Here is a 23,045-nt window from a genome sequence, read left to right on the forward strand (position 1 = left end):
CTGAGCAAGAACAAACAGCGCTAGTTATTCTCGTCGAGGTGGTCGCCCAGGTCGTGGAGGCGGGCCCGTAGGCCGGGAAAGTGCGGGCAGATGGCCTCCAGGCGCTTCAGCACCCGCCGCGTGCCCCGGTAGTCGCCCAGGGTTTGCAGAATGGTGGCCCAGCCCGACAGCGCGCCGAAATGCCGGGGCTCCAGCCGCAGGGTCTGGGCAATGTCGAGCAGGGAGGCGCGGTACTCGCCGCGCAGGTAGTAGGCCGTGGCGCGCTTGTTCCAGCCTTCCGCGAAGCCCGGCTGCCACTCAATCAGGCGGCTGAACACGCCGATGGCGGCCGTATAGTCGCCGGCCGCCAGGGCCCGCAGCCCGATTTCGAGCTCCTTATCCTGCTGCCAGTCGCCGGTGGTGAGCCACAGCTGCCAGATGCCGTTTTGCAGGGCTTCAATCTCCTGGGGCGCGGTAGCCACGCGCAGGCGGGCAAACAGGTTGTCGAGCGTATCCAACGGTGAAGTTGTGAAATGGTGAGCTGGTGAGTTGGACGTTCGCTATGCGCCATCGGCACACATGGCGCGACTTGAACGTCCAACTCACCAGTTCACAAGTTCACCATTTCACCGCTTAAAACAACGCCGCCGCTACCCGCCGGATGGATTCGGACTTACCCATGCTGTAGTAGTGCAGGCAGGGCACGCCGTGGGCCATCAGCTCCTTGCTCTGGTTGATGCACCACTCGATGCCGATCTGGCGGGCCGCGTCGTTGTTGGGGGCGTGGTGCACGGCCTCGCTCAGCTCCTCCGGAATGTTGAGGTAGAAGGAGCGGGGCAGCATCGTGAGCTGGCCCTTGGTGGTCAGGGGTTTCAGGCCGGGAATGATGGGCACGTGGATGCCGGCCTCGCGGCAGCGCTTTTCGAAGTTGAAGTACTGCTCATTGTCGAAAAACATCTGGGTCACGATGTAGTCGGCACCCCGGTCGACCTTGTGCTTGAGGTAGCGCAGGTCGGCCGCGTAGTTCGGCGACTCAAAGTGCTTCTCGGGGTAGCCGGCCGTGCCGATGCAGAAGTCGGTGGCCCAGGTGTCGTCCTGCTCTTCGTCGAGGTACTCGCCCTTGTTGAGGTTGGCCATCTGCCCGATCAGGTCGCAGGCGTAGCTGTGGCCGTCGGGCTCAGGCTTGAAGTAGCCCTCGGATTTTATCGGGTCGCCGCGCAACGCCAGCACGTTGTCGATGCCCAGGAAGTGCAGGTCAATCAGGGCGTTTTCGGTTTCCTCCTTCGAGAAGCCCCCGCAGATCAGGTGGGGCACGGTGTCTACGTCGAAGCGGTTTTTGATGGCCGCGCAGATGCCCACGGTGCCGGGGCGGCGGCGCACGGTCTTCTTTTCCAGCAGGCCGTTGGGGTGCTGGCGGTACACGTATTCCTCCCGGTGGTAGGTCACGTCGATAAACGGCGGCTTGAACTCCAGCAGCGGCTCGATGTTGGAAAACAGCGTCTGGATGTTCTCGCCTTTGCGGGGCGGCAGCACTTCGAAGGAAAACAGCGTCTTGCCGTTGGCGCGGGCCAGGTGTTCGGTTACTTTCATATGACGGACCCCACCCCCCGACCCCCTCCCCTCCGGGAGAGGGGGAGCTGAACGGCGTAGGTATAACGTAAGATACTTAGAACTCAGCTCCGGCTAAGTGAAGAGGAATTTGTCGTCTGGCACCCCTCTCCCGGAGGGGAGGGGCCGGGGGTGGGGTTTCCTACCGCGCCGTGACGGGCGCGGCGGCTAGGTCGTAGTTCAGGTTCGGCGACAACCACCGCTCCAGATCAGCCACCGGCATGTTCTTGCGGCGGGCAATGTCCTCGACCTGGTCGCGCCCGATTTTACCCAGCCCGAAGTAGCGGGAGTCGGGGTGGGCGTAGTAGAGGCCACTGACGGACGAGGCCGGGTACATGGCCAGGTTTTCGGTGAGCTTGATGCCGGTTTGGTTGTCGGCATCGAGCAGCTGGAACAGGGTAATTTTCTCGGTGTGGTCGGGGCAGCCGGGGTAGCCGGGGGCGGGCCGCACGCCGCGGTACTTCTCCTGAATGAGGTCTTCCTTGGTGAGCTTTTCATCCGCGGAATAGCCCCAGAACTCCTCCCGCACCCGCTGGTGGAGGCGCTCGGCAAAGGCCTCCGCCAGCCGGTCGGCCAGGGCCTTGATCATGATGCTGGAGTAGTCGTCGTGGTCGGCCTCGAACTGCTCAATCAGCTTTTCGATGCCCAGCCCGGCCGTGACGGCAAAGCCGCCGATATAGTCGGCCCGGCCCGAGTCTTTGGGGGCCAGGAAGTCGGAGAAGGCCAGGTTGGGAATGCCCGGGCCTTTTTCGCCCTGCTGGCGCAACGTGAAAAACTCGGTCAGCAGCTCCTGCCGGTCGTCGTTGGCATATACCTCGATGGTATCGGAGCCGACGGTGTTGGCGGGCCAGAAGCCGACCACGGCCCGGGCCGTGAGCAGGTTTTCGTTGATTACCTTTTGCAGTAGGGCCTGGGCGTCGGCGAAGAGCTTGGTGGCGGCTTCGCCCAGGTTTTCATCCTCCAGAATGCGCGGGTAGCGGCCCTTCAGCTCCCAGGTGTGGAAGAAGGGCGTCCAGTCGATGTACTCGGCCAGCTCGGCCAGCGGGTAGTTGTCGAGGACTTTGGTGCCCAAAAACGTCGGTCTGGTAATGGGCGCCGCGTCCCAGTCGGCCTGGAAGCCGTTGGCCCGGGCCGCTTCGATGGGCAGGTAGTTTTTCTCCCGCTGCCGGCTGGCGTAGTCATGGCGCAGGGTGGCGTACTCGTCGTGGACGGCGCGGGCGTAGGTTTCGTGGCTGCTGCCGAGCAGGCTGGCGGCCACGCCCACCGAGCGGGAGGCGTCGTGTACGTGCACCACGGGGCCGGAGTAGTTGGGCGCAATCTTGACGGCCGCGTGCAGGCGGGAGGTGGTGGCCCCACCGATGAGCAGCGGGGTTTTGAGGCCGCGCTTTTCCATTTCCTGGGCCACGTACACCATTTCATCCAGGCTCGGGGTAATCAACCCGCTGAGGCCGATAACGTCGACTTCCTGCTTCACGGCTTCGTCCAAAATTCGCTCTAGGGGCACCATCACGCCCAGGTCCACGATGTCGAAGTTGTTGCAGGCCAAAACCACGCCCACGATGTTCTTGCCGATGTCGTGCACGTCGCCTTTCACCGTGGCCAGCAGAATCTTCCCGGCCGTTTGCCGCTCCGAGCCCTGCTTGTCGGCCAAGAGGTAGGGCTCCAGGTAAGCCACGGCCTTTTTCATCACCCGGGCCGACTTCACCACCTGGGGCAGAAACATCTTACCGGCCCCGAACAGGTCCCCTACCACGTTCATGCCGGCCATCAGCGGCCCTTCGATGACTTCGAGCGGGCGGCCCACCTGCTGGCGCACTTCCTCGGTGTCCTGGTCGATAAACTCGGTAATACCTTTCACTAAAGCATGTTGCAGCCGCTCGGCTACCGGTAGGCTGCGCCAAGCGTCGGCCACTACTTCGGCCTTGTCTTTTTGCTTGACGGTGTCGGCAAAGTCCACCAGCCGCTCGGTGGCGTCGGGGCGGCGGTTGAGCAGCACGTCCTCCACCAGCTCCAAAAGGTCCTTGGGAATTTCGTCGTAGACGCCCAGCTGCCCGGGGTTCACGATGCCCATATCCAGGCCGGCCCGGATGGCGTGGTAGAGGAAGGCCGAGTGCATGGCCTCGCGCACCACGTCGTTGCCGCGGAACGAGAAGCTGATGTTCGACACGCCGCCGCTGGTCAGGGCGCCGGGCAGGTTCTGTTTAATCCACCGCACGGCCTCAATGAAGTCCAGCGCGTAGTTGCGGTGCTCCTCCATGCCGGTGCCCACGGTCAGGATGTTGGGGTCGAAAATGATGTCCTGGGCCGGGAAACCGACTTCGTTCACCAGAATATCGTAGCTGCGCCGGCAGATTTCGACGCGCTTCTCGAAGGAGTCGGCCTGGCCGTTTTCGTCGAAGGCCATGACCACCATGGCGGCCCCGTAGGCGCGCACGGTGCGGGCCCGCTCCCGGAATACTTCCTCGCCTTCCTTGAGCGAAATCGAGTTGACGATGCTCTTGCCCTGCACGCACTTGAGGCCCGCTTCCAGCACGCTCCACTTCGAGGAGTCAATCATGATGGGCACCCGGGAAATGTCGGGCTCCGAGGCAATCAGGTTTAGAAACGTCGTCATGGCCTGCTCCGAGTCGAGCATGCCTTCGTCCATGTTCACGTCGAGCACCTGGGCCCCGCCTTCCACCTGGTCGCGCGCCACTTGCAGGGCCTGCTCGTAGGCCCCCGTGCGAATCAGGCGGGCAAAGGCCCGGGAGCCGGTCACGTTGCACCGCTCCCCGACGTTGACAAACAGCGAATCGGGGTAGATGCCGAAGGGCTCCAGGCCGGCCAGGCGGGTGGCCCGGGGCACCGTGGGCAACTGACGGGGCTGGTATTTCTCGGCCAGCTTGGCCAGCTCGGCAATGTGCTGGGGCGTGGTGCCGCAGCAGCCGCCGGCCACCGTGACGATGCCGTCCTTAAGGTAGTTTTCGACGATGGCCGCGAATTCCTGGGCCGACTCGTCGTAGCCGCCGAAAGCATTGGGCAGGCCCGCGTTGGGGTAGGCCGAAATGTGCACGTCGGCCAGGCGGCTCAGCTCCTTGATGTAAATCTTGAGCTGGTCGGCCCCCAACGCGCAGTTCAGGCCCACGCTCAGCAAAGGCAGGTGACTGATGGAGTTCCAGAACGCCTCCACCGTCTGCCCGCTCAGCGTGCGGCCCGAGGCGTCGGTGATGGTGCCCGAAATCATGACCGGTACCACTTTGCCGCCCTCGTCGAAGAACTTCTGCACCGCAAACAGGGCCGCCTTGGCGTTGAGCGTATCGAAGATGGTTTCGATGAGCAGCGTGTCGGAGCCGCCTTCCACCAGCCCGCGCACCTGCTCCAGGTAGGCCGTGGCCAGCTCATCGAAGGTCACGGCGCGGAAGCCGGGCCGGTTCACGTCGGGCGACAACGAGGCGGTGCGGTTGGTGGGCCCGATGGCGCCAGCCACGAAGCGGGGCTTGCTGGGGTTGCGGGCCGTAAACTCGTCGGCGACTTCCCGGGCAATGCGCGCCGACTCGTAATTAAGCTCGTAGACCACGTGTTCCAGCCCGTAGTCGGCCTGGGCAATGGTGGTGCCGCTGAACGTGTTGGTTTCCACCATGTCGGCCCCGGCGGCGAAGTAGTCGGCGTGAATGCCCCGGATGATGTCGGGGCGGGTCAGGCTGAGCAGGTCGTTGTTGCCGCGCAGGGGCTTGGGGTGGTCGGCAAAGCGGGTGCCGCGGAAGTCGGCTTCCTCCAGCGTGTGGCGCTGAATCATGGTGCCCATAGCACCATCGAGCACGAGGATGCGCTGCTGCAGAATGTCGTAAAGCGGGGAGTCGGGGCGGCGAAGCGTGGTCGGTTGCATATCGGCTCTTCTGGGGAAATACGGGGCTAAACACTGCCTTATCCAGAAAGAGCCGCGCGGGAAAGTCGCGTGCCGTACTTATCTTCTTCCTGAGCCGTAGCCTCGGAATGGGAGTTAGCACCTTGTTTTATTTCAGGTTGCTAAGACGTCGTCGGGCCCAGTCCCTCGGTCTTTCTGGATAAGTAACACAGCGAATATACAGCGCGGAAATCCGGAATCCAATTCTGGCGGTACTTGCCGGTGGAATATATTATGTTTTGAAGAAAAGATGGTAATTATTCCAATTTGCTTGACTGTTTGCGGGCGAAAACGGCGCTTAAATGCTGTTTTAGCAATATTCGGGCGGCTTACGTTCAACCGGCGGCCCGCTGCGCCGCCGCCGGTCGGGTAAAACTTTTATGTAGGTACATTGGTTGGGAAGCAACATCCGGCCGGCCACGGCGCCGGCTTTCCATTTTGCTTCATTATTCTCAATCATGAGCCAAGCTTCCAACCTCTTTTCGCCCTTCCAGATGGGCGCCGTTTCGCTGCCCAACCGGCTGGTAATGGCCCCCATGACCCGCAGCCGGGCCAACAACGACGGCAACGTACCCACCGACTCGACGGTGACATACTACGAGCAGCGCGCCTCGGCGGGCCTGATTATCACCGAAGGCGCCCAGGTGTCGCCCCAGGGCGTGGGCTACGTTTTCACGCCCGGCATCTACTCCGCGGCCCAGGTAGCGGGCTGGCGCAAGGTAACCGACGCGGTGCACGCCGCCGGGGGCCGCATCTTCATTCAGCTCTGGCACGTGGGCCGCATTTCCCACCCCGACTTCCACAACGGCGAGCTGCCGGTGGCTCCGTCGGCGGTGCAGCCTACGGGCGTGCAGGCGTATACCACCAATGGCATGCAGGAAATTCCGACGCCCCGGGCCCTGGAAACGGCCGAGGTGAAGGCCATTGTGGAAGACTTCCGTCAGGCTGCCGCCAACGCCAAGGAAGCCGGCTTCGACGGCGTTGAAATCCACGGCGCTAATGGCTACCTGGTCGACCAGTTTATTCAGGATGGCACCAACCAGCGCACCGACGAGTACGGCGGCAGCGTAGAAAACCGCGCCCGGTTTGCCCTCGAAGTAGTGCAAGCCGCCGCCGACGTGTTCGGGGCCGACCGGGTGGGTATCCGCCTGGCCCCCACCGGCGCAATGGGCGGCATCACCGACTCGGACCGCGTGCGGACGTTCCGCTACGTGGCCGAGCAGCTCAATGCTCTGGGGCTGGCGTACCTGCACGTCATTGAGGCCCTGCCCGGCCACCCCATGGCCGCCGCGCCCGGCGTGCCGGCCGTCGCCGCCGAGCTGCGCAAGGTCTTCACCGGCCCGTTTATTCTCAACGGCGGCTACACCCAGGAAACGGCTGAAGCCGCCCTGGCCAACAACGAAGCCGACCTGATTGCCTTCGGCGTGCCCTTCATTGCCAACCCCGACCTGGTGGAACGCTTCGAGCAGGGTACGGCCCTGAACATGCCCGATCAGGCCACGTTCTACAGCGGCGGCGACAAAGGCTACATTGACTACCCCAGCCTGGAGGAAGCACCCGTGGCAGCCAAGCAATAGGGGCCGAAAAACAAAGGTGCAAAGCCCCGCCGCAGACTCTCTGCGGCGGGGCTTTTTCGTTGGCAGCTAGCGGGCCGGAACAGGCTGGCGCAAGGATGTATAGGATAAATTAAGTACCTTATAAATAAATATAGTATTATACATTCCTTTACCTTCGTACCATTATCCAAACGAGGCCTCTCCGTATCCCGCGGTATTCGGGCCGTGGGCCGGGAGCGGGCACCCTCGGGCGTGACGGCTTCGCGGCTCGGTACGGACGGGGCGCTGCTTGCCGTGTATGCACAACTGGCTTACCATGCTCGCCTCCGCCCTGGGTCTGCTGCTGCTGGGCTGGCTGGGAGCACCGCTTCGGGCGGAGGCCCAACACCGCGCCCTGGACAGCCTAAAGACGCTGGTGCGCACGGCCCCGGCCGATACTACCCGCGCCCAGGCGGCTTACGCGCTGGTGCCCCGCTACGTCACTTCCGATACGGTGCAGGCCTGGAGCTACGCGCGCCAGGGTCTGGCCCTGGCGCACCGCTCAGGCGACAAGGCCACCGTAGCCGCCGCGCATCTGGTGCTGGGCAACCTGTACGACTATGCCGGGCGGCATGCCCTGGCCCGGCGGCACTTTCACCAGGCCCGCGCCATCTACCAGCAGCTGTACCGCACTACCCGGTCGGGGCGCGCGCTGAAAAGCCTGGCGGCGACGTACGTCAATCTGAGCAACATCTGCTCGCGGGAAAACGACTACCAGCAGGCCACCGGCTTTTTGCTACGGGCCGCCCGCTACCTGGTGCAGGCCGGCGACAGTGATTTGCTGGTGACCACCTACCACAACCTGGCCGGGCAGTTTTTTGAGCTGAACCAGATGGACAAGGCGCTGCGCTACGCGACTTTCAGCGCCCGTATTGCCGCGGCCCGCCCCGATCTGGAGGCCCGCTTCAGCAGCTACCTGGCTACGGCCAGCATCTTGCTGCAGCTGCGGCACTACCCCGAAACCCGGCAGTATCTGGAGCAGGCCCGGGTGCTGCTGCCTCAGATGGCCACTTCTTCCTATCTGTATAGCTACTACCAGAACACGGCCGACTACCACTTGGCGCAGCACAACTACCCGGCGGCGGCCACCAACTTGCGGCAGGCAATAGCCCTGGTGCAGCAGCGCAACGAACTGTCGGCCCTGGCCGACCTCTACCTCAGCCTGGGCACGGTGCGGCTGGCTACGCGGCGCTACGACGAGGCAGAGCGGCTTTTTCGGCAGAGCGCGGCTATTTTCGAGCGGCTCCAGGCACCCGCGTCGCGGGCCCGGGCCCTGGAGCAGCTGGCCCAAACCGAGGAGCGGCGGGGGCACCCGGCCCAGGCGCTGGCCTACTACAAGCAGTACCAGCAGCTGAGCCACAGCGTGGCCGAGGAAGAAACCCAGCGCCAGATCAACGTGCTGGAAAACCAGTATCGTACCCAGCAGAAAGAGCAGCAGATCGTGAGCCTGCGCCGGCAGCGCCAGTTTCAGGCCGCCGAGCTGAGCCGAAAAAACCTGCTGCTGCTGGCCTGCTCGGGCCTGCTGCTGGCGGTGCTGGTCGCGGGCGTGCTGGGCTACCTCAACCTGCGCAACCGGCAGCTGCTGGCCCGGCAGGCCCAGCTGCTGCAGGAGCGGCAGCTGCTGGATTTGCGCAACGAGTACCGCCTCTCGGTGGCCAATGCCGTGCTGCAGGGCCAGGAGGAGGAGCGCCGCCGCCTGGCCCGCGACCTGCACGATGGCCTGGGCGGCATGCTCTCCACCATCAAGCTGTACTTGCTCAGCGTACAAACCGACGCGGGCTTATCGGCGCGTAACAATGGGCTGTTTGCTACCGCCCTCGACCACCTCGACAGCTCGGTGACGGAGCTGCGCCGCGTGGCGCACAATCTCATGCCGGAAGTGTTGCTGCAGTTCGGCCTGGCCGTGGCCCTGCAGGAGTTTTGCAACCGGGTGCACCAGGCCCGGCAGCTGCAGGTGCGCTGCCAGCTGCTGGGCCTGGAAAAGCCGCTGCCGCAGCCCGTGGAGCTGGCCGTGTACCGCATCGTGCAGGAATTGGTCAACAACGTCATCAAGCACGCCCGGGCGACCGAAGTACTGGTGCAGTTCATCCGGCAGGACGACCAGGCCAACCTGGTCGTGGAAGACGACGGCCAGGGCCTGCCCCGCGCCGCCTGCCCGGAAGGGGCGGGGCTCAAAGGCATTCGGGCCCGCGTCGAGTACCTGAACGGGGGCTGCGAAATTCAGGCAGTTCCCGGCCAGGGTACCTCCGTGTTTATTACCTTTCCCATCGACGCAACCGGCTGACAGCTCGGCTGCATCTGCTCTCTCATTCTCCGCCCTCTCCACTACGCTATGAAAACAATTACGGTATTGCTGGTCGAAGATCATGAAATGGTCATTGCCGGCCTGAAAGTGCTGCTGGAACCCCTGCCCCAGGTACGGGTAGCCGGCTGCGTAACCACGGCTGCCGCCGCCCTGGCCTTCTGCGCCCAGCAGCCCCTGCCCGACGTGGTGCTGCTCGACATCAACCTGCCCGACATGAGCGGCATCGAGGCGTGCCGGCTGCTGAAAGCGGCGCACCCCGACGTGCGGGTGCTGGGCCTGAGCACCTTCAACGAAAAAGCCTTCGTGGTGCGCATGATGCAAAACGGGGCGTCGGGCTACCTGCTGAAAAGTGCCCGCCCCGCCGAGCTGGCCGAAGCCCTGGCGGCGGTGTGCGGCGACCGGCGCTTTTTCAGCGAGGAAGTGCAGAACACGCTGCTGCACGAGCCCGCCCCGCCGGCCGCGGCCGCCGCGGTACCCGCCCTGACGCGCCGCGAGAAGGAAATTCTGGGCCTGCTGGCCGATGGGTTTACCAACCAGGAAATTTCGGAAAAGCTGTTTCTGAGCCCTTTCACCGTCGATACCCACCGGCGCAATATCCTGCTGAAGTTCGGGGTCAACAACACGGCTGCCCTCATCAAGCTGGCCGTGAAGAGCGAGCTGGTATAGGGGGAGGCATCAGTGCCAGTTGCGCACGAGGCCCAGGTAGAACATGCGGTGCAGCAGGGTCTCGCCCTGCCGCTGGCTGTAGTCGGCCGAGTAGACATAGCGGCTGATGTTGCGCTGGTTGGTGACGTTGTTCAGCACGACGTAGACGATGGTGGCACCCCGGCCGCTGGGGGCCGCAAAGCTGCGGCTGGCCGACACATCCAGGCGGAAGTAGTTGGGCAGGTAGCTGGCATTGGGCTGGGCCGGGTACAGGGGCTGGAAGTCGGGGGTGCCCGGCACGGGCTGGCCCCCGCTGATGCGGGTGAACGGCGCCCCGGCCCGGTACTGCCCGCTCAGGCTGACCTGGCCCCATTTTCCGGCCAGGCTCACACTGCTCTTCAGGCTGAAGCGCAGGTCGTAGCGGGGTTGCGTGTAGGCATAGCGCCACGCGGCCGCATCGGCGGGGTCGAAGCGCGCCAGCGGCGAGCGGACGGAGGAGAAGGCCAGGTTCAGCAGCAGCTGTTTGGTGGCCTGGTACTGGGCGGCGGCTTCGGTGCCCCACACGCGCACCCGCGTCAGGCTCAGTTCCCGCTTGTAGTACGAGGCCCCGTCTACGGTGAGCCGGGGCCACTGGAAGCTGTAGTCGAAGGCCACCTGCCGGATCCGGGTTCTGAGGAAGGGCAGCAGCGGGTCGGGCAAGGTGGAGGTCACGTAGTCGCCCCCCGACAGGTTGTAGAGCTGACCGGGCACCGTAAGCCGCACGTTGGCCTGCCAGGCCAGGTAGCCCCCCGCGAAAACGCCCGGTAGAGCATTGGCGCGGGTTCCGAAGCCGAATACCCAGTGGCGGGCCACGTATTTGGTGTACTGGTAGGCCTCGGGCAGGCTGCGCTGCTGGTGCAGGCGGCGGGGCTGGCCCACCGGCCCCAGCCCGTCGGCATCCGGGTAAGCCGGTAGCTGGCCGGTAATGCCCAGCTGCCGGTGGTCGTAGCTCAGGCCCGCGCGGGTAGAGAAGTTGCTGCGCCAGTAGTAGCGCACGTGGCCGCTCCAGAAGTAATCCTGGCCCCGGCGGCGGGTGTGGTACAGGGCCGGCTGGCCCTCGAGCTGGTCGTGGATGCGGCGCAGGCTCAGGCCCTGGTAGAAGCCCACGTCGGCCCGGTCCCAGAATTTTTCCAGGCTGGCCGTCGCCAGCCCGCGCAGGTTCTGGTACTGGTAGCGGTTGCCGCCGTTGGTGGGCAGGTAGCCGCTCTGGTAGCGGTACTGCTCGCGCAGGCCGTAAACGAATACCTTCAGGGTGCCCGTGCTGCCCAGGGGCGTGGCAAAGTGCGCGCCGGCATCGGCCAGGCCGAAGGCTTGCAGCCGCTGGAAAGCCCCCGGATTCAGCAGGCGCAGCACCGGGGCATACTGCGCGTTGGCGTATACCTTGGTCATGCTGCGCCGCCCGGTGGGCCGGTTCAGCAGCAGCCCCGAGTTGGCCATTCCCACCGATACCTGGGTGCTGCGGGCCGCGCGGCGGGCGTCGGTTTCGACGTGGATGAGCCCCGCCCCGGCATTGCCGAACTCCAGCGGCGGGTTGCTGGGAAACACGTCCAGCGTCTTGACCAGCTCCGCGTTGAAGATGCCGAAAGTGCCCAGGCCGTTGAGCTGGGCAAACTTGGTGGGCTCGTACACCGGTACGCCGTTCAGGTACACCCCCGTCTGGCCCGGGGCCGAGCCCCGCAGGCTCACGCTGGCCGACTCGTCCAGGTTGGTGGCCGAGGGCAGGGTCCGGACGGCCAGCAGCGGGTCGGCGGCGGCGGCGGGGTTTGTAACGATCTGCAGGTAATTGAGCTGCCGGACAATGAAGTCCTCGGTAATGGGGCGACTGGCTTTCACTTCCACGGTGGCCAGCACGTGCGTTGGCTGGGGCTCCAGGGCCAGGGCCACGGCGGCGGCGGTACGCAGCACCCGGCGCTGGGGCCGGTAGCCCAGGTACTCTATCACGAGCGTATCGGGCAGGGCCGCGGCCGGCACCCGTAGCGCGAAGCGGCCCTGCAAATCGGTGGCGACGGCGTGGGTGGGCTGGCCCGCCAGGTACACGAGGGCCCCCAGCAGCTGCTCGTGGGTCAGCTGATCGGTCACGGAGCCTGTTAGCTGCAGGCTGTCCGGGGCGCTGGTTGCCGGCAGCGGGCGGGCGGGCGCCTGTGCCCGGGCCAGGCCGGGGGCGAGCAGCAGTAGCAGGGCGCAGGCTGCTCCCCAGCCGCCCGCGCAGCGCTTCGTAGGGGCCGGAATCACGGTTTTTTGGCTAGGTTAACCAGCCCCTGGTGCCACGGGTAGCGTAGCGCGCCCTGCTGGGCGTAGTGCCGCACCGAGTCGGGCTGGCCGGCCGCCGCAAAGGTGCGGGCCAGGTACCAGTAGGCATCAGCCTTGCCCCAATCGGGCGCGTACGGGTTCCGGTCACTCTTATCGGGCAGCGCCACGGCCCGGCGGAAATAGCGCTGCGCCAGCTGGCCCCCGCCGTATATTTTGGGCGTGTAGTAGTCGTGAATGGCCAGGGCGTAGCAGGCCCGCAGGTTGCGTGCGTGCAGCGCCAGGGCTTTTTCGGCGTTGCGCTGGGCTATGCCGGCCCGCACGGGCAGCAGCACGAAGGTCGAGTATTCCAGATTCAGCCCCTGGAGCAGCGAAAGCAGGGCCAGGTGCTCGGAGTTGGGGGCGGCTACGGCCTCCAGGGCCGCGATGCCGCTTTGCAAGTAGCTTTCGGCCTGGGCGGGCTGGCTGGCGTGCACCCGGAAATACAGGTGATAGTAGGCATAGGCCTGCCAGTAATTAAGATACGAGCTGGCCGCCGGAGTGCGCAGCACCTGCAGCTCAGCCACCAGGGCCAGCAGCTCGGCCGCGGTAGTGCGCCAGGTAATCCGGTGCTGGATGCCGTCGAGCGGATTGGGGGCGGGGCGGGTCTTTGCCTTTGCCGGGGCCGCCGCTGCTGCGCCCGGGCCCTCGGCCAGCGCCAGGCCGGCCGCTAGCGCCAGCAGCGCGGCCAGGGGCCGCCACGAAGAGAAAAAGGAGCGTGCCATCAGATTCAGAGTAGCCGGAGGAAGAGGGGCGTGAACAAAGCCACGGCAAAGAGGAGGTAGTAGAAGCTGATGCAGCACACCGAGGCCACGATGTAGGCCAGGCCCAGCACGTGCGCCCCGCTCACGGCGGGGCCGCCGCGCAGCACCCGGGCCAGGCACTTCTTGCTGGCGTCGAAGCACTCCTGGTAGAGGGCCGAGCGGCCCAGCACATCGGCCAGGATAAAGTAGCCGTCGGTACCGGGAATGAAGGGGTTCAGGTTGGTGACGGTGCGCACCACCGTAATGTAGAGCAGCACGGCCGCGTAGAAAGCGCCGGGCCCGTGGGCCCGCGTAAGCAGAAAGACCAGCAGGCCCGCCACCACCACCGCATCGACCACGACGCCGGCAATGGTGACCAGAAACCGCTGGCGCTTGCTGTCCCAGAGGTAAAGCGAGTCCATCGTCACGTATACCGCCGGAAACACCGTCAGCAGCAGGGCCAGGCCCATCTGGCTGGTTTGGCCCCCGAAGCGGCGGTATACCACCAGGTGGCCGCATTCGTGCAGCAGGCTGGTAATCACGGTGCCCAGCACCAGCAGCGGCACCACCCAGCCGCCCCCCGGATACGCAACAGCCGCCGCTACTTCCGACCATGAAATACCGGCCAGCAGGTGGGCTACTGCCGCCACCAGCCCCAGCAGCAGCAGCGCGGTAGCGGCCATAAGGCCTTGCTGCACGCCCCGCCGGCCGATGAGGCGGTTGAACCCACTGGCGGTGAAGTCGACGGAAAAGAGCTTGAAGAACCGGAAATTGCCTTTAAACTCCGGCACCACCGCCAGGTGCAGGCGGCGCAGCAGCGGATTGAGCTGGTAGAGGTAGTAGCTCAGGATGTTATTGACAATCTGGTTGCCGGTATACTGGCGACGGAGCTTTTCCTGCTGATAGTTGTCGTCGACCAGGAGCTTGGTTTCGAGGGCCTTGTTGGTGAGCTGCACCACGAAGCCGGTATCAATGTCGAACTCCTGCGCGTAGTGGCGCACTACCTGCTCGTAGCTGTTCTGCTCGGAGAAATAAGCAATGATTTCGTATTCAATGGCGGAAAGGCGCAGCAGGTTGCCCCGCAGGCGGTCCTTGAAAAACAGCTCGTCACCATCGTCCTGCTCGCGCCTGAAAATCAGCTCGAAGTCGGGGTTAAGCAGTACGTTCATGCCGGGTTGCCTAAAAGAATAACGCTCAGGGGCTCGTGCAGGCGGCCCTGCCAGCCGATAAGGCGGCGCACCTCATTATCGACGTAGCTGCCCATGGCGCAGCACCCGATGCCGGTGGCGGCGCTGGCCAGGTACACGGCGTGCAGCAGGGCGCCGGCCTCCAGCAGGCAAAACCGCACGCCCCGGTCGACATACTTAAAGCAGGTGCGCTGCAATACCGCCCCGATGACCAGGTAGCCGGCGGCGTTGTCATATTCCATGTCATTCTTTTCGGCCGTGAGGAAAGCCTCGGCCACCGCCTGCGCGAAAGCCTGATCCGAGGCAAAATCCGAAACCAGGACCAGCCGGCCGCTGTGGGCCGGCTGGTAATGATACACGCCCGGCGCCAGGCCGGTGGTACGCAGGCTCACGTAGTAGAGCTCCAGCGGATACAAGCCCCCGGCCGAAGCCACCGAGCGGCCCGGCGGCAGCGGCGTAGCCAGCCCCTGGTGGGGGCGGGTCACGGCGTAGGCCAGCCGCAACAGGCGGGCCAGCTGCTCCCCGGCCAGGGGCCGGGGCTCAAACTGCCGGGTGCTGACGCGCTGCTGATTGAGCTGCTGCAGGGCCAGCTGCAGGGCATCGGAGAGCGGCGCCTCGGGCAGGGGCACCGTGGCCGCCGGGTAGCCGGCCTCGGGGGTATGGGCCGCCACCTGCTCCATGATGAAGGGCGTCTGCATGATGGCTCCTACCCGCTGGCCCAGTTCGGCGGCATCGTAGGCGTGCGTTTTGGTCAGCTCCAGAAAATCCAGGGTTTCGGACTGCAGCTCAGTGGCAAAAAGATAGTGGGCCGGATTAGCGGGCATAGCGGCGGAAAGGGGAAAGGGAAAGAAAGGAAGCGGGCCCGCGGCTACGGAAACGGATGGGGTAGCACGGTGAAGGGCTCCGGCAGCGCGGCCAGGGCCGGGGCGCCCAGAAACGGCGCGTCGTGGCGGCCGGTGAGGTAGGCCGTGCCGGGCACCAGCACCCGGCACACGGCGTAGCCCAGCGCGGCCACGTCGGGGGTGGTCAGCTCCTTGTAGAGCACCGTGTCCCAGCCCGCCCGCGGAGCGTCGCGCAGGTGGCGCACGGGCGGTGCCTGGGGCGGGAAAGCGTCGGTGCAGGCCGCCGGGCTCAGCGCCTCGCGCAGCACCGGCACCTGCTGGCGCAGGTCCGGAAACTTGTTGTAAAAGGCGAAATGCTTGTGAAAATCATTCACGTTGGCGTAGTCGGCGTCGTTGCTCTGCCACTGGGCGTGCTGCCGGAGCAGGTGCAGGCCGTAGTCGACGCCCTGATAGGCTTCCAGCGCCGCCTTGATCAGGGCGGCTTCCCGGCCAAAGCGGCTCGCCGACCCGATGCTGAGGTAGTCGTGGCCCTTGTAGCGGTAGGTAAGAAACACCACCATCGTCTCGGCCGAAGCATAGGCGGCCAGGTCAAACACCTTGAGTTGCACGCGCGGGTTGGCATACAGCTGCCGGATGCGGGCCGAGTCGGGGAAGGAGCGGATGATAAACTCGGGCGAGTAGGTGCGCCAGCCCGCGGCCGTGGCCTGCTGGTACCAGAAGCGGCAGAAGGCGTCCCGCTCGAGGCACTCCAGAAAGCCGCTCTCGACGGCGGCGGCCAGCGTAGGTCCCGCCGCCAGGCCCGTCGAGGTGTTCTGCATGAAGTTCTGGCGGTTGTCGAAGAAGTTGCTGTGGGGCAGGTACACGCTAAAGGCCGGTACCAGCAGCGACGAGCCCGAAAACAGGCACTGGGTTTTCACCCACGCCAGGCAGGTGTCGGGGGTGAGGCGCTGGTAGGCAAAGCCGGGCTGCTCGTACTGCCACGGGGCGTACAGGGCCAGCTGCTCGGGGGGCAGGGCCGCCAGGCCCCGGGCCTGCAGCTCGTGGTACGTGGCCCGGATCATCTGGTCGGGGGTCTGAAACGCGGCACTGTACCGCTCGCAAAACTCGCCGATGGTCGCCCGGCGCGACTGGTCCGGGTCGAAGGCAATGCCGGAGCCGCTGACCTCAGTCACGTTGGCTCCCAGGTACTTGAGCGCCGTGCTGGTACAGGTGCTTTGGTACAGGCCGGGGGGCAAAAACTCCCGGCTGGGCAGCTGGTAGAGCTCACCGGTGAGCAGGCCCGCCTCGGTGGCAAGCAGTTCGGTTTGGGCGCGGGCGCTCAGCACGTGGTGCCCGGCAGGCAAGGCAGCGGAAGTCAGCATAGAGGCACTAGCCGTTGAAGGCTACGTGATTGGTGGGGTGGCTGCACACGGGGCAGTGCGGCAGCGCCAGCACCCGGGATTTGGCTACGGTATGGGCTATGGTGTCGAACACCAGGGATTTGCCCAGCACGGCCGCGTATTTCTGCCGGGAGCCAAAGTATTTCTCCAGCTCGCCGCGCAGCACCAGCAGGGCCAGCTCATACACGTTGCTGCGGCTGGCCTGAAAAGTGCTGACCGGCTTTTTGGCCGGGTGGCGGACGAAGGTCAGCATCTGCTCGGGGTTGCGCAGGTTGGCCAGCTTGCGCTGGTAGTAGCACAGCAGGCAGGGCGTTTGGCGGCGCGAGCTCAGCAGCGGGCCCACCGTGTAGCTCTGCCGCTCGATGCTGAGGTGGCAAAGCGGAATCTGGCGCTCGTGGGCGTGGCGGGCCAGGGCCAGCACGGCTTCGCGCCGGGGCAGCACGGGGGCCAGCACCACGATCAGTTCGGCCTCTTCCAGCGGGCAGGCCACGAAAGCCGTTGTGGCGGTGCCCAGGCGGGCCAGAAACTCTTGCGCCTCGGCGGCGGGCCAGAACTCGGGCGGCAGGTAGGTCGCTATGGGGGCCGGGGCCGCCGGCTCGGGCAGCGTTACCAGGCCGTTATCCTGCAGCCACAGCCAGATTTCGTCAAAAAAATCCCGGTCGTGCTCCAGCTGCTCCGCCACCAAGTCGAAAATAACGTCGGCCGGCTGGGCGGTCGGGTGCTGACGCAGGGCGCTGATAATGGCCTCGACCGCCGCCGTTCCTTCGCCCACCACCTCAATCAGGTTATGGTCGCCATCGGTGATGAATAGCCGGTCGGGGCCCACGTAGAGGGTAATGTTGGCGGGCTGTACCGCCGGGGGGGCAGCGGGCAAAACAGAAGAAAAATCCATAGGATACGACTAAGTAAAAAGGAGAGGGTGCGCCCACAAGCGCTGGACACACCCTCTCGCACGATACGCCGGCCCACGCGTTGCGGACCGCCCCGGCCGGCTGGTACCAGCCGCCCGGGTTCAGCTCAGTTAGCGGGCTAGCCAGCTGGGGGCATCGGGGGCTCTTCGCCGCCGCCGCCGGTGTCGCCGCCGCCGCCCCAGCAGCAGGAGCAGCAGCACGAGCAGCAGCAGCCGGTCATCATCGACACCTCTTTACTCGTGCCGAAGGACGAGTCCCGGTTTTCTACCAGGTTGATCGTTAATCGTAAAGAACGTTTTTGCATAAAAATGAAAGGATGGAAAGGTATGCCGGAAATCCCTCCGGCGGGGCAACGCTAGGACGGGCCGCGCGGGTATGGGCGTGGGCCGTCGGCTTAGTAGAAGTAGCCCGCGATTTTGAGCTGCGCCGCCGTGCCGCTGCGGTCTTTGCGGCAGTACTGCCCGCCGTAGTTGGCCTCGTGCAGACGAATAATGGCCGACGAGCCCGTGCCGGTGATGCCAATGACCAGGGCAACGTGGCCCACCCGCTGGCCTTGGTAGTAGTTGTTTTCGGCGCAGATGGCCACGCTGCCGATGCGCGGCCGCTGGGTGTTGATAATGGCTTGTTTGCCCGTCCAGTAAGTCAGGCCGTAGGGCAGCGCCGGCGTCACGCCCAGGTAGGTGCGGGCGGCCCGGGCCTGCAGTACGCAGTTGTCGGGGTAGTAGCAGGGAATGGTCGATACCGAGGCGTCCTGCGCGGTGGCGCTGGCCTCGGGGGCCTGGGTAGGCGCTACCTTTTCCTGCTCGCAGGCGGTAGTCAGCAGCAGCAGCGCTGCCAAGGCGGGAAGAATAATTTTCTTCATGGGGAAATGGGTTGGGGGATGAGGAATGAGAAAAGAAAGGAGCTAAGCGTAGGAGCAGCCGGGCAGCGTCGCTGCCGGGAAAGAGCGACAATCCTTGATGACAAATCTAGACGGCGGGCTCCGGGGGTACCATCCCGTAAAACCAGTAGATTGCTTCCCGTGAAAGCAGTATTTTAGGCCCAAGCAAGCCGCCAGGGCCATATTGAGGGCGCTTGGGCAGTCTGCCAAGGTGGCCCGCGCCAGGCCGCTCCGGCCCGGCGCGGGCCGTCAGCAACGGACACGGCGCTGCCCTGCCCCGGGCGGGGCGACGAAAAAACACAGCGTCAGAAAAGAGGCAGTGGGGCCCGGTTACCGCGTCCGGCGCGGCCGCAGCCGCAGCTGCCAGAGGTGGGCGCCCAGCCCGGGTAAGGCCAGCACGGGCCGGGCCTGGTGCCGGCGCAGAAACTCCGCCACGGCGGGGCTGGGCGGCACGGCCGGGTTCAGGTCGAACAGCATGAGCACGGGCCGGGTGGTGCGCAGGGGCTGGTGGGCCAGCAGCGAGTCGGCATCCAAGATGATGTGGCCGGCCAGGCGGGCCGCAATTTCCACCCGCTTGTTGTAGTAGTTGCGCCCCACCAGCACGGGCCGGCCGGCACCCGCCGCGCGCAGCAGCGCATCGAGGCGGCGGACTTCATCGTGGCGGCCGGGTACCTTGTCGATGAAAAAGTCGGGTGGCTGAAACAGCAGCTGGGCCGTGCGCCGGTCGCGCGTGGCCAGGGAGAGCAGCAGGGACGCGCCCAGCACGGCCAGACCCAGGGTGCGTGCCAGCGGCGTCAGCCGGGGCGGGCGGGCCAGCACGAGCACCAGCAGCAGGGCCGAGAAGCTCACGAAAGCCGGCAAAAAATAGCGCGTATCGGCCACGTAGGTCCAGCTGCCGCCGGCAAACCAGCCCACCAGCGCGGCCGGGTAGCGCAGGGACAGCGCGACCAGCAGCGCCGCGCACAGTCCGGCCGTGCCCAGCAGCAGCAGGTGAAACAGCACCGGCCGCGTGGGCCAGAGCCGGCCAAAACGCCGCGCCGCCCGCTGCTCGCGCCCCAGCCCCACGGCCAGCAGCGCCACCACCAAGCCCGATACCAGCCAGACGGCCCCCGCCCGCCCGAGCGTGCCGTTGGGCAGGCGGCTGAAGTCCAGCTCATTCGAGAAAAAGCTGTGGTAGAAAACCGGGTCGAGCTGGCGCAGGTGGTGCCAGTAGAGCCCCAGCGTGGCCCGTCTGGCCGGCTCGGTGCTGAGCTGGGTGTAAAACTGGGTGATGTAGTAGGCGTCGCCGGCCACGCGGGCCTGGTAGACGAGCAGGCCCGCTACCAGCACCGCCAGCAGCAGCAGGGCCGCCAGGGCCGGGCGGCGCAGGGCCGGCCGCCAGCGCCAAGCAAACAGCAGCAGGCTCAAGGGCAGGAAAAACGCCAGCGGATAGTAGGCAAACCGCAGCAGGCAGGCCCCAAACCCTAGACTGCTCATCAGCAGCGCCGCGGCCAGTCCCGACGATGCCTGCCGGACCGCCGCCGGGCGCGTGAGCAACTGAAACAGCAGCGCCAGGCCACCTGAGTAGCAGGCCAGGGCCAGCAGATCGGTGCCGAACAGCAGGTGAAACGGGGCATTGCTGAGGCCCCAGAACAGGAAAAACGCCGCCGGCGCCCAGGGCACCAGATAGGGGCGGAGTGGTTTGAGCAAATACCACCACGCCGTGAAAAGCCCCAGCAGGCCCGCCCAGTGCATCATCTGGGTAGCCAGCAGCACGTTGGGGCCAGCCACCCGCAGCAGGCCGGCCATCAGCCAGGCGTAGCCGGGCGGCCACAGGTTCAGGGGCTCGAAAATGGGCTGGGCCAGGTCCTGCCAGTTAACCCGGGCCAGACTCACGCCCTGCCCCCGCAGCAGGTTCACGGCGCTTTCGGTCTGGGTCTGCATGTCGCGCGTGAGTTGGGGCATGGCCAGCTCGTGGGCCCAGCGCAGCAGCACGGCCAGGCCGAATGCCAGGCGGTTGAGCAGATTCCAGGGCAGCTTAGAAAACATGAGCGCAAAGTATGGGGCCGGGCCGAAGGTAGCAGCCCCGCCGCTAGCCCGCCAAACGCCCCAACGCGGCGGGCCCCCTTCTTGCGGCGCCTGGTTTGATCGGATGGATGCCGGACACCTTCGGAATAAAAAAATAAAAAAGGTGTCCGGCAGCGGACCCGGCCTCCGCGCGGACTTCCGCCCGGCGGCTCGACTATCCGCCGGCTTTTTGCGTAAGCCCAGGCTCCAACCTCTTACTCTATCTGACTATGGCCGCCAAAAAAACCGCCGCGCCCCCCAAAGCCTCCGCCAAAGCCCCTGCCCCGAAAAAGCCCGCCGCGCCCAAGCCCGAAAAACGGCCCACGGCCAAGGACATGAAGGCCGAAAAGCTGCCTTACCCGGCCAAGCAGGCCGATATGAAGCAGCAGCCCGACACCGATTTTGCCAACTACAAAGCCGCCGGCAAGCTGGAAGGCAAAATTGCCCTCGTCACCGGCGCCGACTCCGGCATCGGGCGGGCCGTGGCCATTGCCTTTGCCCTGGAAGGGGCCGACGTGGCCGTGCTCTACAACGAAAACGACGTGGACGCCGAGGAAACCAAGCGCCAGGTGGAAAAGCGCCAGCGCCGCTGCATCCTGCTCAAGCTCGACGTGCGCGACCCGGAGCAGTGCCGGCAGGCCGTGCGCCGCACCCTGGCCGAGCTGGGCGGGCTCAACATTCTGGTCAACAACGCCGCGTTTCAGATGGCCCAGGAGAAGTTCGAGGACATTCCCGAGGAGCAGATCCGCCGCACCTTCGACACCAACATTCTGGGCTACATCTGGATGGCGCAGTCGGCGCTGCCCCACCTGCGGGCCGGCGACTGTATCATCAACACCGGCAGCATCGTGGGCCTCACCGGTAACCCGATTCTGATTGACTACACGGCCACCAAGTCGGCCATTCACGCCTTCACCAAAAGCCTGGCCACCCACCTGGGCGAGCGAAATATCCGCGTCAACTGCGTGGTGCCCGGCCCGGTCTGGACGCCCAACATTCCGGGCACCATGCCGGCCGAGGAAATCGAGAAGTTTGGCTACGAAGTGGCTCTCAAACGCCCCGGTCAGCCCGAGGAGCTGGCCCCGGCCTACGTGCTGCTGGCGTCCCAGGACGGCTCCTTCATGACCGGCAGTCTGGTTCACGTCACCGGCGGCAAGCTCTCCAGCGACCAGTAGAGGTGGGTCTTATGTAGATCGGCTTTCGTATTTCACGCAGTGTCTCGCGGTGGTCAGCGCGGTGGTTCGCAGTGTTTTATTGAACGACACTGCGAACCACCGCGCTGACCACCGCGAGACACTGCGTGAAATATTGGTGTGGAAGCTCTGCCCCGCCGGAGCTGGCCGTTCGGCCCACAAGCAGGTTTACCCGCCCGCCAAACTGCGGGTAATGCCCAGCTCCAGGCCGCGTAGCTCGGCCAGGCCGCGCAGGCGGCCGATGGCGGAGTAGCCGGGGTTGGTTTTCTTTTTCAGGTCGTCGAGCATCTGGTGGCCGTGGTCGGGGCGCATGGGCAGGCGCACCCGGCGGCGGCGCATGGCCAGCACCAGCTCGCGCATCACGCCGTACATGTCCACGTCGCCTTCCAGGTGGTTGGCCTCGTAGAAGTTGCCGTCGGCGTCGCGCTGGGTGCTACGCAGGTGAATGAAGTGAATCCGGTCGGCGAACTGGCGCACCATCTCGGGCAGGTCGTTGTCGGCCCGCACGCCGAAGGAGCCGGTGCAGAAGCAGAGGCCATTGCGCGGCGAAGGCACGGCTGCGGCCAGGGCTTGCACGTCGGCGGCGGTGCTCACCACGCGCGGCAAACCCAGAATCGGGTAGGGCGGGTCGTCGGGGTGAATGGCGAGATTAATGCCCACTTCCTCGGCCACCGGTACGATGTCGCGCAAAAACAAGATCAGGTGCTCCCGCAGCCGGGCCGCGTCGATGCCCTGGTAGGCGTCGAGGGCCTGCTGAAACTGCGCCAGCGTAAAGCTTTCCTCCGAGCCGGGCAGGCCGGCAATAATGTTGCGCTGCAACAGCTCCCGCTCGGCCTCGCTCATGCCCTCCAGCCGGGTTTGGGCCTGGGCCAGCTCCGGGGCCGAGTACTCCTGCCGGGCCCCGGGCCGCTGCAAAATCAGCGCGTCGAAGGCCACGAAAGCGGCTTTTTCGAACCGCAGGGCTTTCGAGCCGTCCTCGACTTCGTAGGCCAGGTCGGTGCGCGTCCAGTCGAGCACCGGCATGAAGTTGTAAGTCACGGTGAAAATGCCGCAGGCCGCCAGGTTGCGCAGGCTCTGCTGGTAGTTTTCGATGTGGCGGGCAAAGTCCCCGGTGCGGGTTTTGATCTGCTCGTGCACCGGCACGCTTTCCACCACGCTCCACACCAGGCCCGCAGCGGCCACCTCGGCCTGGCGCTTCCGGATTTCCTCCACCGTCCAGACCTGGCCGTTGGGCACGTGGTGCAGGGCCGTTACTACGTCGGTGGCGCCGGCCTGGCGAATGTCGGCCAGGCTGACCGGGTCGTTGGGGCCGTACCAGCGCCAGCTTTGAATAATGCTCATAAGGAGTTGGGCTCGTTGCTTATCGGCCTCAAGGTAGCAAGGAACAGTCCACCACCAGCGTTGAAATGGCCTTTAGCGCGCGAATAGCGGCGGGCAAAGAGCCCCGGGCCGTGCGGCCGGCCCCAACGCAAAGCGCGGCGCCTCCCTGCCGGGAAGCGCCGCGCCGTAGTTGCTGCGAAGCAG

General features: G+C 65.5%; 17 protein-coding genes and 1 riboswitch. Of the genes, 4 read left to right on the forward strand and 13 right to left on the reverse strand.

Annotated features, from left to right (window positions below):
• Positions 1–20: 20 nt before the first annotated feature.
• The 3 genes from E5K00_RS13830 to metH all read right to left on the reverse strand — a co-directional run bounded on the left by E5K00_RS13830 (position 21) and on the right by metH (position 5,452).
• Entirely contained in the window at positions 21–497 is a 477-nt protein-coding gene (locus tag E5K00_RS13830) for a tetratricopeptide repeat protein (protein ID WP_135463915.1), read from the reverse strand.
• A 115-nt stretch (positions 498–612) separates the two neighbouring features.
• Positions 613–1,569: a methylenetetrahydrofolate reductase [NAD(P)H] gene (metF, locus tag E5K00_RS13835; RefSeq protein ID WP_135463916.1), complete on the reverse strand. Its 957-nt coding sequence runs from the start codon at positions 1,567–1,569 to the stop codon at positions 613–615.
• Positions 1,570–1,729: 160 nt separating this feature from the next.
• Positions 1,730–5,452, reverse strand: a complete 3,723-nt coding sequence (metH, locus tag E5K00_RS13840) for a methionine synthase (protein ID WP_135463917.1) — start codon at positions 5,450–5,452, stop codon at positions 1,730–1,732.
• A gap of 75 nt (positions 5,453–5,527) precedes the next feature.
• A riboswitch (SAM riboswitch) is annotated at positions 5,528–5,637 on the reverse strand.
• 291 nt (positions 5,638–5,928) lie between these two features.
• On the opposite strand from metH, the gene E5K00_RS13845 reads away from it, so the two are divergent.
• The 3 genes from E5K00_RS13845 (at position 5,929) to E5K00_RS13855 (ending at position 10,036) form a co-directional block, all read left to right on the forward strand.
• Positions 5,929–7,047 (forward strand): alkene reductase, encoded by a 1,119-nt coding sequence (locus E5K00_RS13845; RefSeq protein ID WP_135463918.1) that lies wholly within the window; start codon positions 5,929–5,931, stop codon positions 7,045–7,047.
• Between the two features lie 277 nt (positions 7,048–7,324).
• Positions 7,325–9,349: a tetratricopeptide repeat-containing sensor histidine kinase gene (locus E5K00_RS13850; RefSeq protein ID WP_135463919.1), complete on the forward strand. Its 2,025-nt coding sequence runs from the start codon at positions 7,325–7,327 to the stop codon at positions 9,347–9,349.
• Positions 9,350–9,397: 48 nt separating this feature from the next.
• Positions 9,398–10,036, forward strand: a complete 639-nt coding sequence (locus tag E5K00_RS13855; RefSeq protein ID WP_135463920.1) for a response regulator — start codon at positions 9,398–9,400, stop codon at positions 10,034–10,036.
• Positions 10,037–10,045: 9 nt separating this feature from the next.
• On the opposite strand, the gene E5K00_RS13860 is transcribed toward E5K00_RS13855, so the two are convergent.
• The 9 genes from E5K00_RS13860 to E5K00_RS13900 form a co-directional block, all read right to left on the reverse strand.
• A complete protein-coding gene (locus tag E5K00_RS13860) occupies positions 10,046–12,286 on the reverse strand; it encodes a carboxypeptidase-like regulatory domain-containing protein (RefSeq protein WP_135463921.1) in 2,241 nt (746 codons plus the stop codon).
• Positions 12,283–13,065 carry a hypothetical protein gene (locus E5K00_RS13865; protein ID WP_167856895.1) on the reverse strand — a complete coding sequence of 261 codons (783 nt, stop codon included), beginning with the start codon at positions 13,063–13,065 and terminating at the stop codon, positions 12,283–12,285. The genes E5K00_RS13860 and E5K00_RS13865 overlap by 4 nt, the downstream gene beginning before the upstream one ends.
• A gap of 5 nt (positions 13,066–13,070) precedes the next feature.
• Complete coding sequence (locus E5K00_RS13870; protein WP_135463923.1) at positions 13,071–14,252, reverse strand: hypothetical protein; 1,182 nt, start codon at positions 14,250–14,252, stop codon at positions 13,071–13,073.
• The gene (locus E5K00_RS13875; RefSeq protein ID WP_135463924.1) at positions 14,249–15,094 is read right to left on the reverse strand and encodes a SagB/ThcOx family dehydrogenase; all 846 of its coding nucleotides are present in this window, start codon (positions 15,092–15,094) and stop codon (positions 14,249–14,251) included. The genes E5K00_RS13870 and E5K00_RS13875 overlap by 4 nt, the downstream gene beginning before the upstream one ends.
• A 44-nt stretch (positions 15,095–15,138) precedes the next feature.
• Positions 15,139–16,473, reverse strand: a complete 1,335-nt coding sequence (locus E5K00_RS13880; RefSeq protein ID WP_135463925.1) for a YcaO-like family protein — start codon at positions 16,471–16,473, stop codon at positions 15,139–15,141.
• Between the two features lie 7 nt (positions 16,474–16,480).
• Entirely contained in the window at positions 16,481–17,383 is a 903-nt protein-coding gene (locus E5K00_RS13885; protein WP_135463926.1) for a TOMM precursor leader peptide-binding protein, read from the reverse strand.
• Between the two features lie 137 nt (positions 17,384–17,520).
• Positions 17,521–17,706 (reverse strand): hypothetical protein, encoded by a 186-nt coding sequence (locus E5K00_RS13890; RefSeq protein ID WP_135463927.1) that lies wholly within the window; start codon positions 17,704–17,706, stop codon positions 17,521–17,523.
• A 90-nt stretch (positions 17,707–17,796) separates the two neighbouring features.
• Complete coding sequence (locus E5K00_RS13895) at positions 17,797–18,264, reverse strand: hypothetical protein (RefSeq protein WP_135463928.1); 468 nt, start codon at positions 18,262–18,264, stop codon at positions 17,797–17,799.
• 348 nt (positions 18,265–18,612) lie between these two features.
• Positions 18,613–20,310, reverse strand: coding sequence for a hypothetical protein (locus E5K00_RS13900; RefSeq protein WP_135463929.1), 1,698 nt, complete (start codon positions 20,308–20,310; stop codon positions 18,613–18,615).
• Positions 20,311–20,558: 248 nt separating this feature from the next.
• On the opposite strand from E5K00_RS13900, the gene E5K00_RS13905 reads away from it, so the two are divergent.
• On the forward strand, positions 20,559–21,503 hold the full coding sequence (locus E5K00_RS13905) for an SDR family oxidoreductase (protein WP_135463930.1): 945 nt from the start codon (positions 20,559–20,561) through the stop codon (positions 21,501–21,503).
• A gap of 186 nt (positions 21,504–21,689) precedes the next feature.
• Here the strand turns inward: E5K00_RS13905 and uxuA are convergent, their stop codons facing one another.
• Positions 21,690–22,862, reverse strand: coding sequence for a mannonate dehydratase (gene uxuA / locus E5K00_RS13910; protein WP_135463931.1), 1,173 nt, complete (start codon positions 22,860–22,862; stop codon positions 21,690–21,692).
• Positions 22,863–23,045: the final 183 nt, after the last annotated feature.

This window comes from Hymenobacter aquaticus, assembly GCF_004765605.1.
GTDB classification, from domain to species: domain Bacteria; phylum Bacteroidota; class Bacteroidia; order Cytophagales; family Hymenobacteraceae; genus Hymenobacter; species Hymenobacter aquaticus.

Excerpts from the sequence above, each read along its gene's own strand:
- E5K00_RS13895 (WP_135463928.1), bottom strand. The coding sequence starts at position 18,264 with ATGAAGAAAATTATTCTTCCCGCCTTGGCAGCGCTGCTGCTGCTGACT.
- E5K00_RS13855 (WP_135463920.1), top strand. The coding sequence starts at position 9,398 with ATGAAAACAATTACGGTATTGCTGGTCGAAGATCATGAAATGGTCATT.
- E5K00_RS13845 (WP_135463918.1), top strand. The coding sequence starts at position 5,929 with ATGAGCCAAGCTTCCAACCTCTTTTCGCCCTTCCAGATGGGCGCCGTT.
- E5K00_RS13905 (WP_135463930.1), top strand. The coding sequence starts at position 20,559 with ATGGCCGCCAAAAAAACCGCCGCGCCCCCCAAAGCCTCCGCCAAAGCC.
- metH (WP_135463917.1), bottom strand. The coding sequence starts at position 5,452 with ATGCAACCGACCACGCTTCGCCGCCCCGACTCCCCGCTTTACGACATT.
- E5K00_RS13890 (WP_135463927.1), bottom strand. The coding sequence starts at position 17,706 with ATGCAAAAACGTTCTTTACGATTAACGATCAACCTGGTAGAAAACCGG.
- E5K00_RS13870 (WP_135463923.1), bottom strand. The coding sequence starts at position 14,252 with ATGAACGTACTGCTTAACCCCGACTTCGAGCTGATTTTCAGGCGCGAG.
- metF (WP_135463916.1), bottom strand. The coding sequence starts at position 1,569 with ATGAAAGTAACCGAACACCTGGCCCGCGCCAACGGCAAGACGCTGTTT.
- E5K00_RS13875 (WP_135463924.1), bottom strand. The coding sequence starts at position 15,094 with ATGCCCGCTAATCCGGCCCACTATCTTTTTGCCACTGAGCTGCAGTCC.
- E5K00_RS13885 (WP_135463926.1), bottom strand. The coding sequence starts at position 17,383 with ATGGATTTTTCTTCTGTTTTGCCCGCTGCCCCCCCGGCGGTACAGCCC.
- E5K00_RS13850 (WP_135463919.1), top strand. The coding sequence starts at position 7,325 with ATGCACAACTGGCTTACCATGCTCGCCTCCGCCCTGGGTCTGCTGCTG.
- uxuA (WP_135463931.1), bottom strand. The coding sequence starts at position 22,862 with ATGAGCATTATTCAAAGCTGGCGCTGGTACGGCCCCAACGACCCGGTC.
- E5K00_RS13865 (WP_167856895.1), bottom strand. The coding sequence starts at position 13,065 with ATGGCACGCTCCTTTTTCTCTTCGTGGCGGCCCCTGGCCGCGCTGCTG.
- E5K00_RS13900 (WP_135463929.1), bottom strand. The coding sequence starts at position 20,310 with ATGTTTTCTAAGCTGCCCTGGAATCTGCTCAACCGCCTGGCATTCGGC.
- E5K00_RS13880 (WP_135463925.1), bottom strand. The coding sequence starts at position 16,473 with ATGCTGACTTCCGCTGCCTTGCCTGCCGGGCACCACGTGCTGAGCGCC.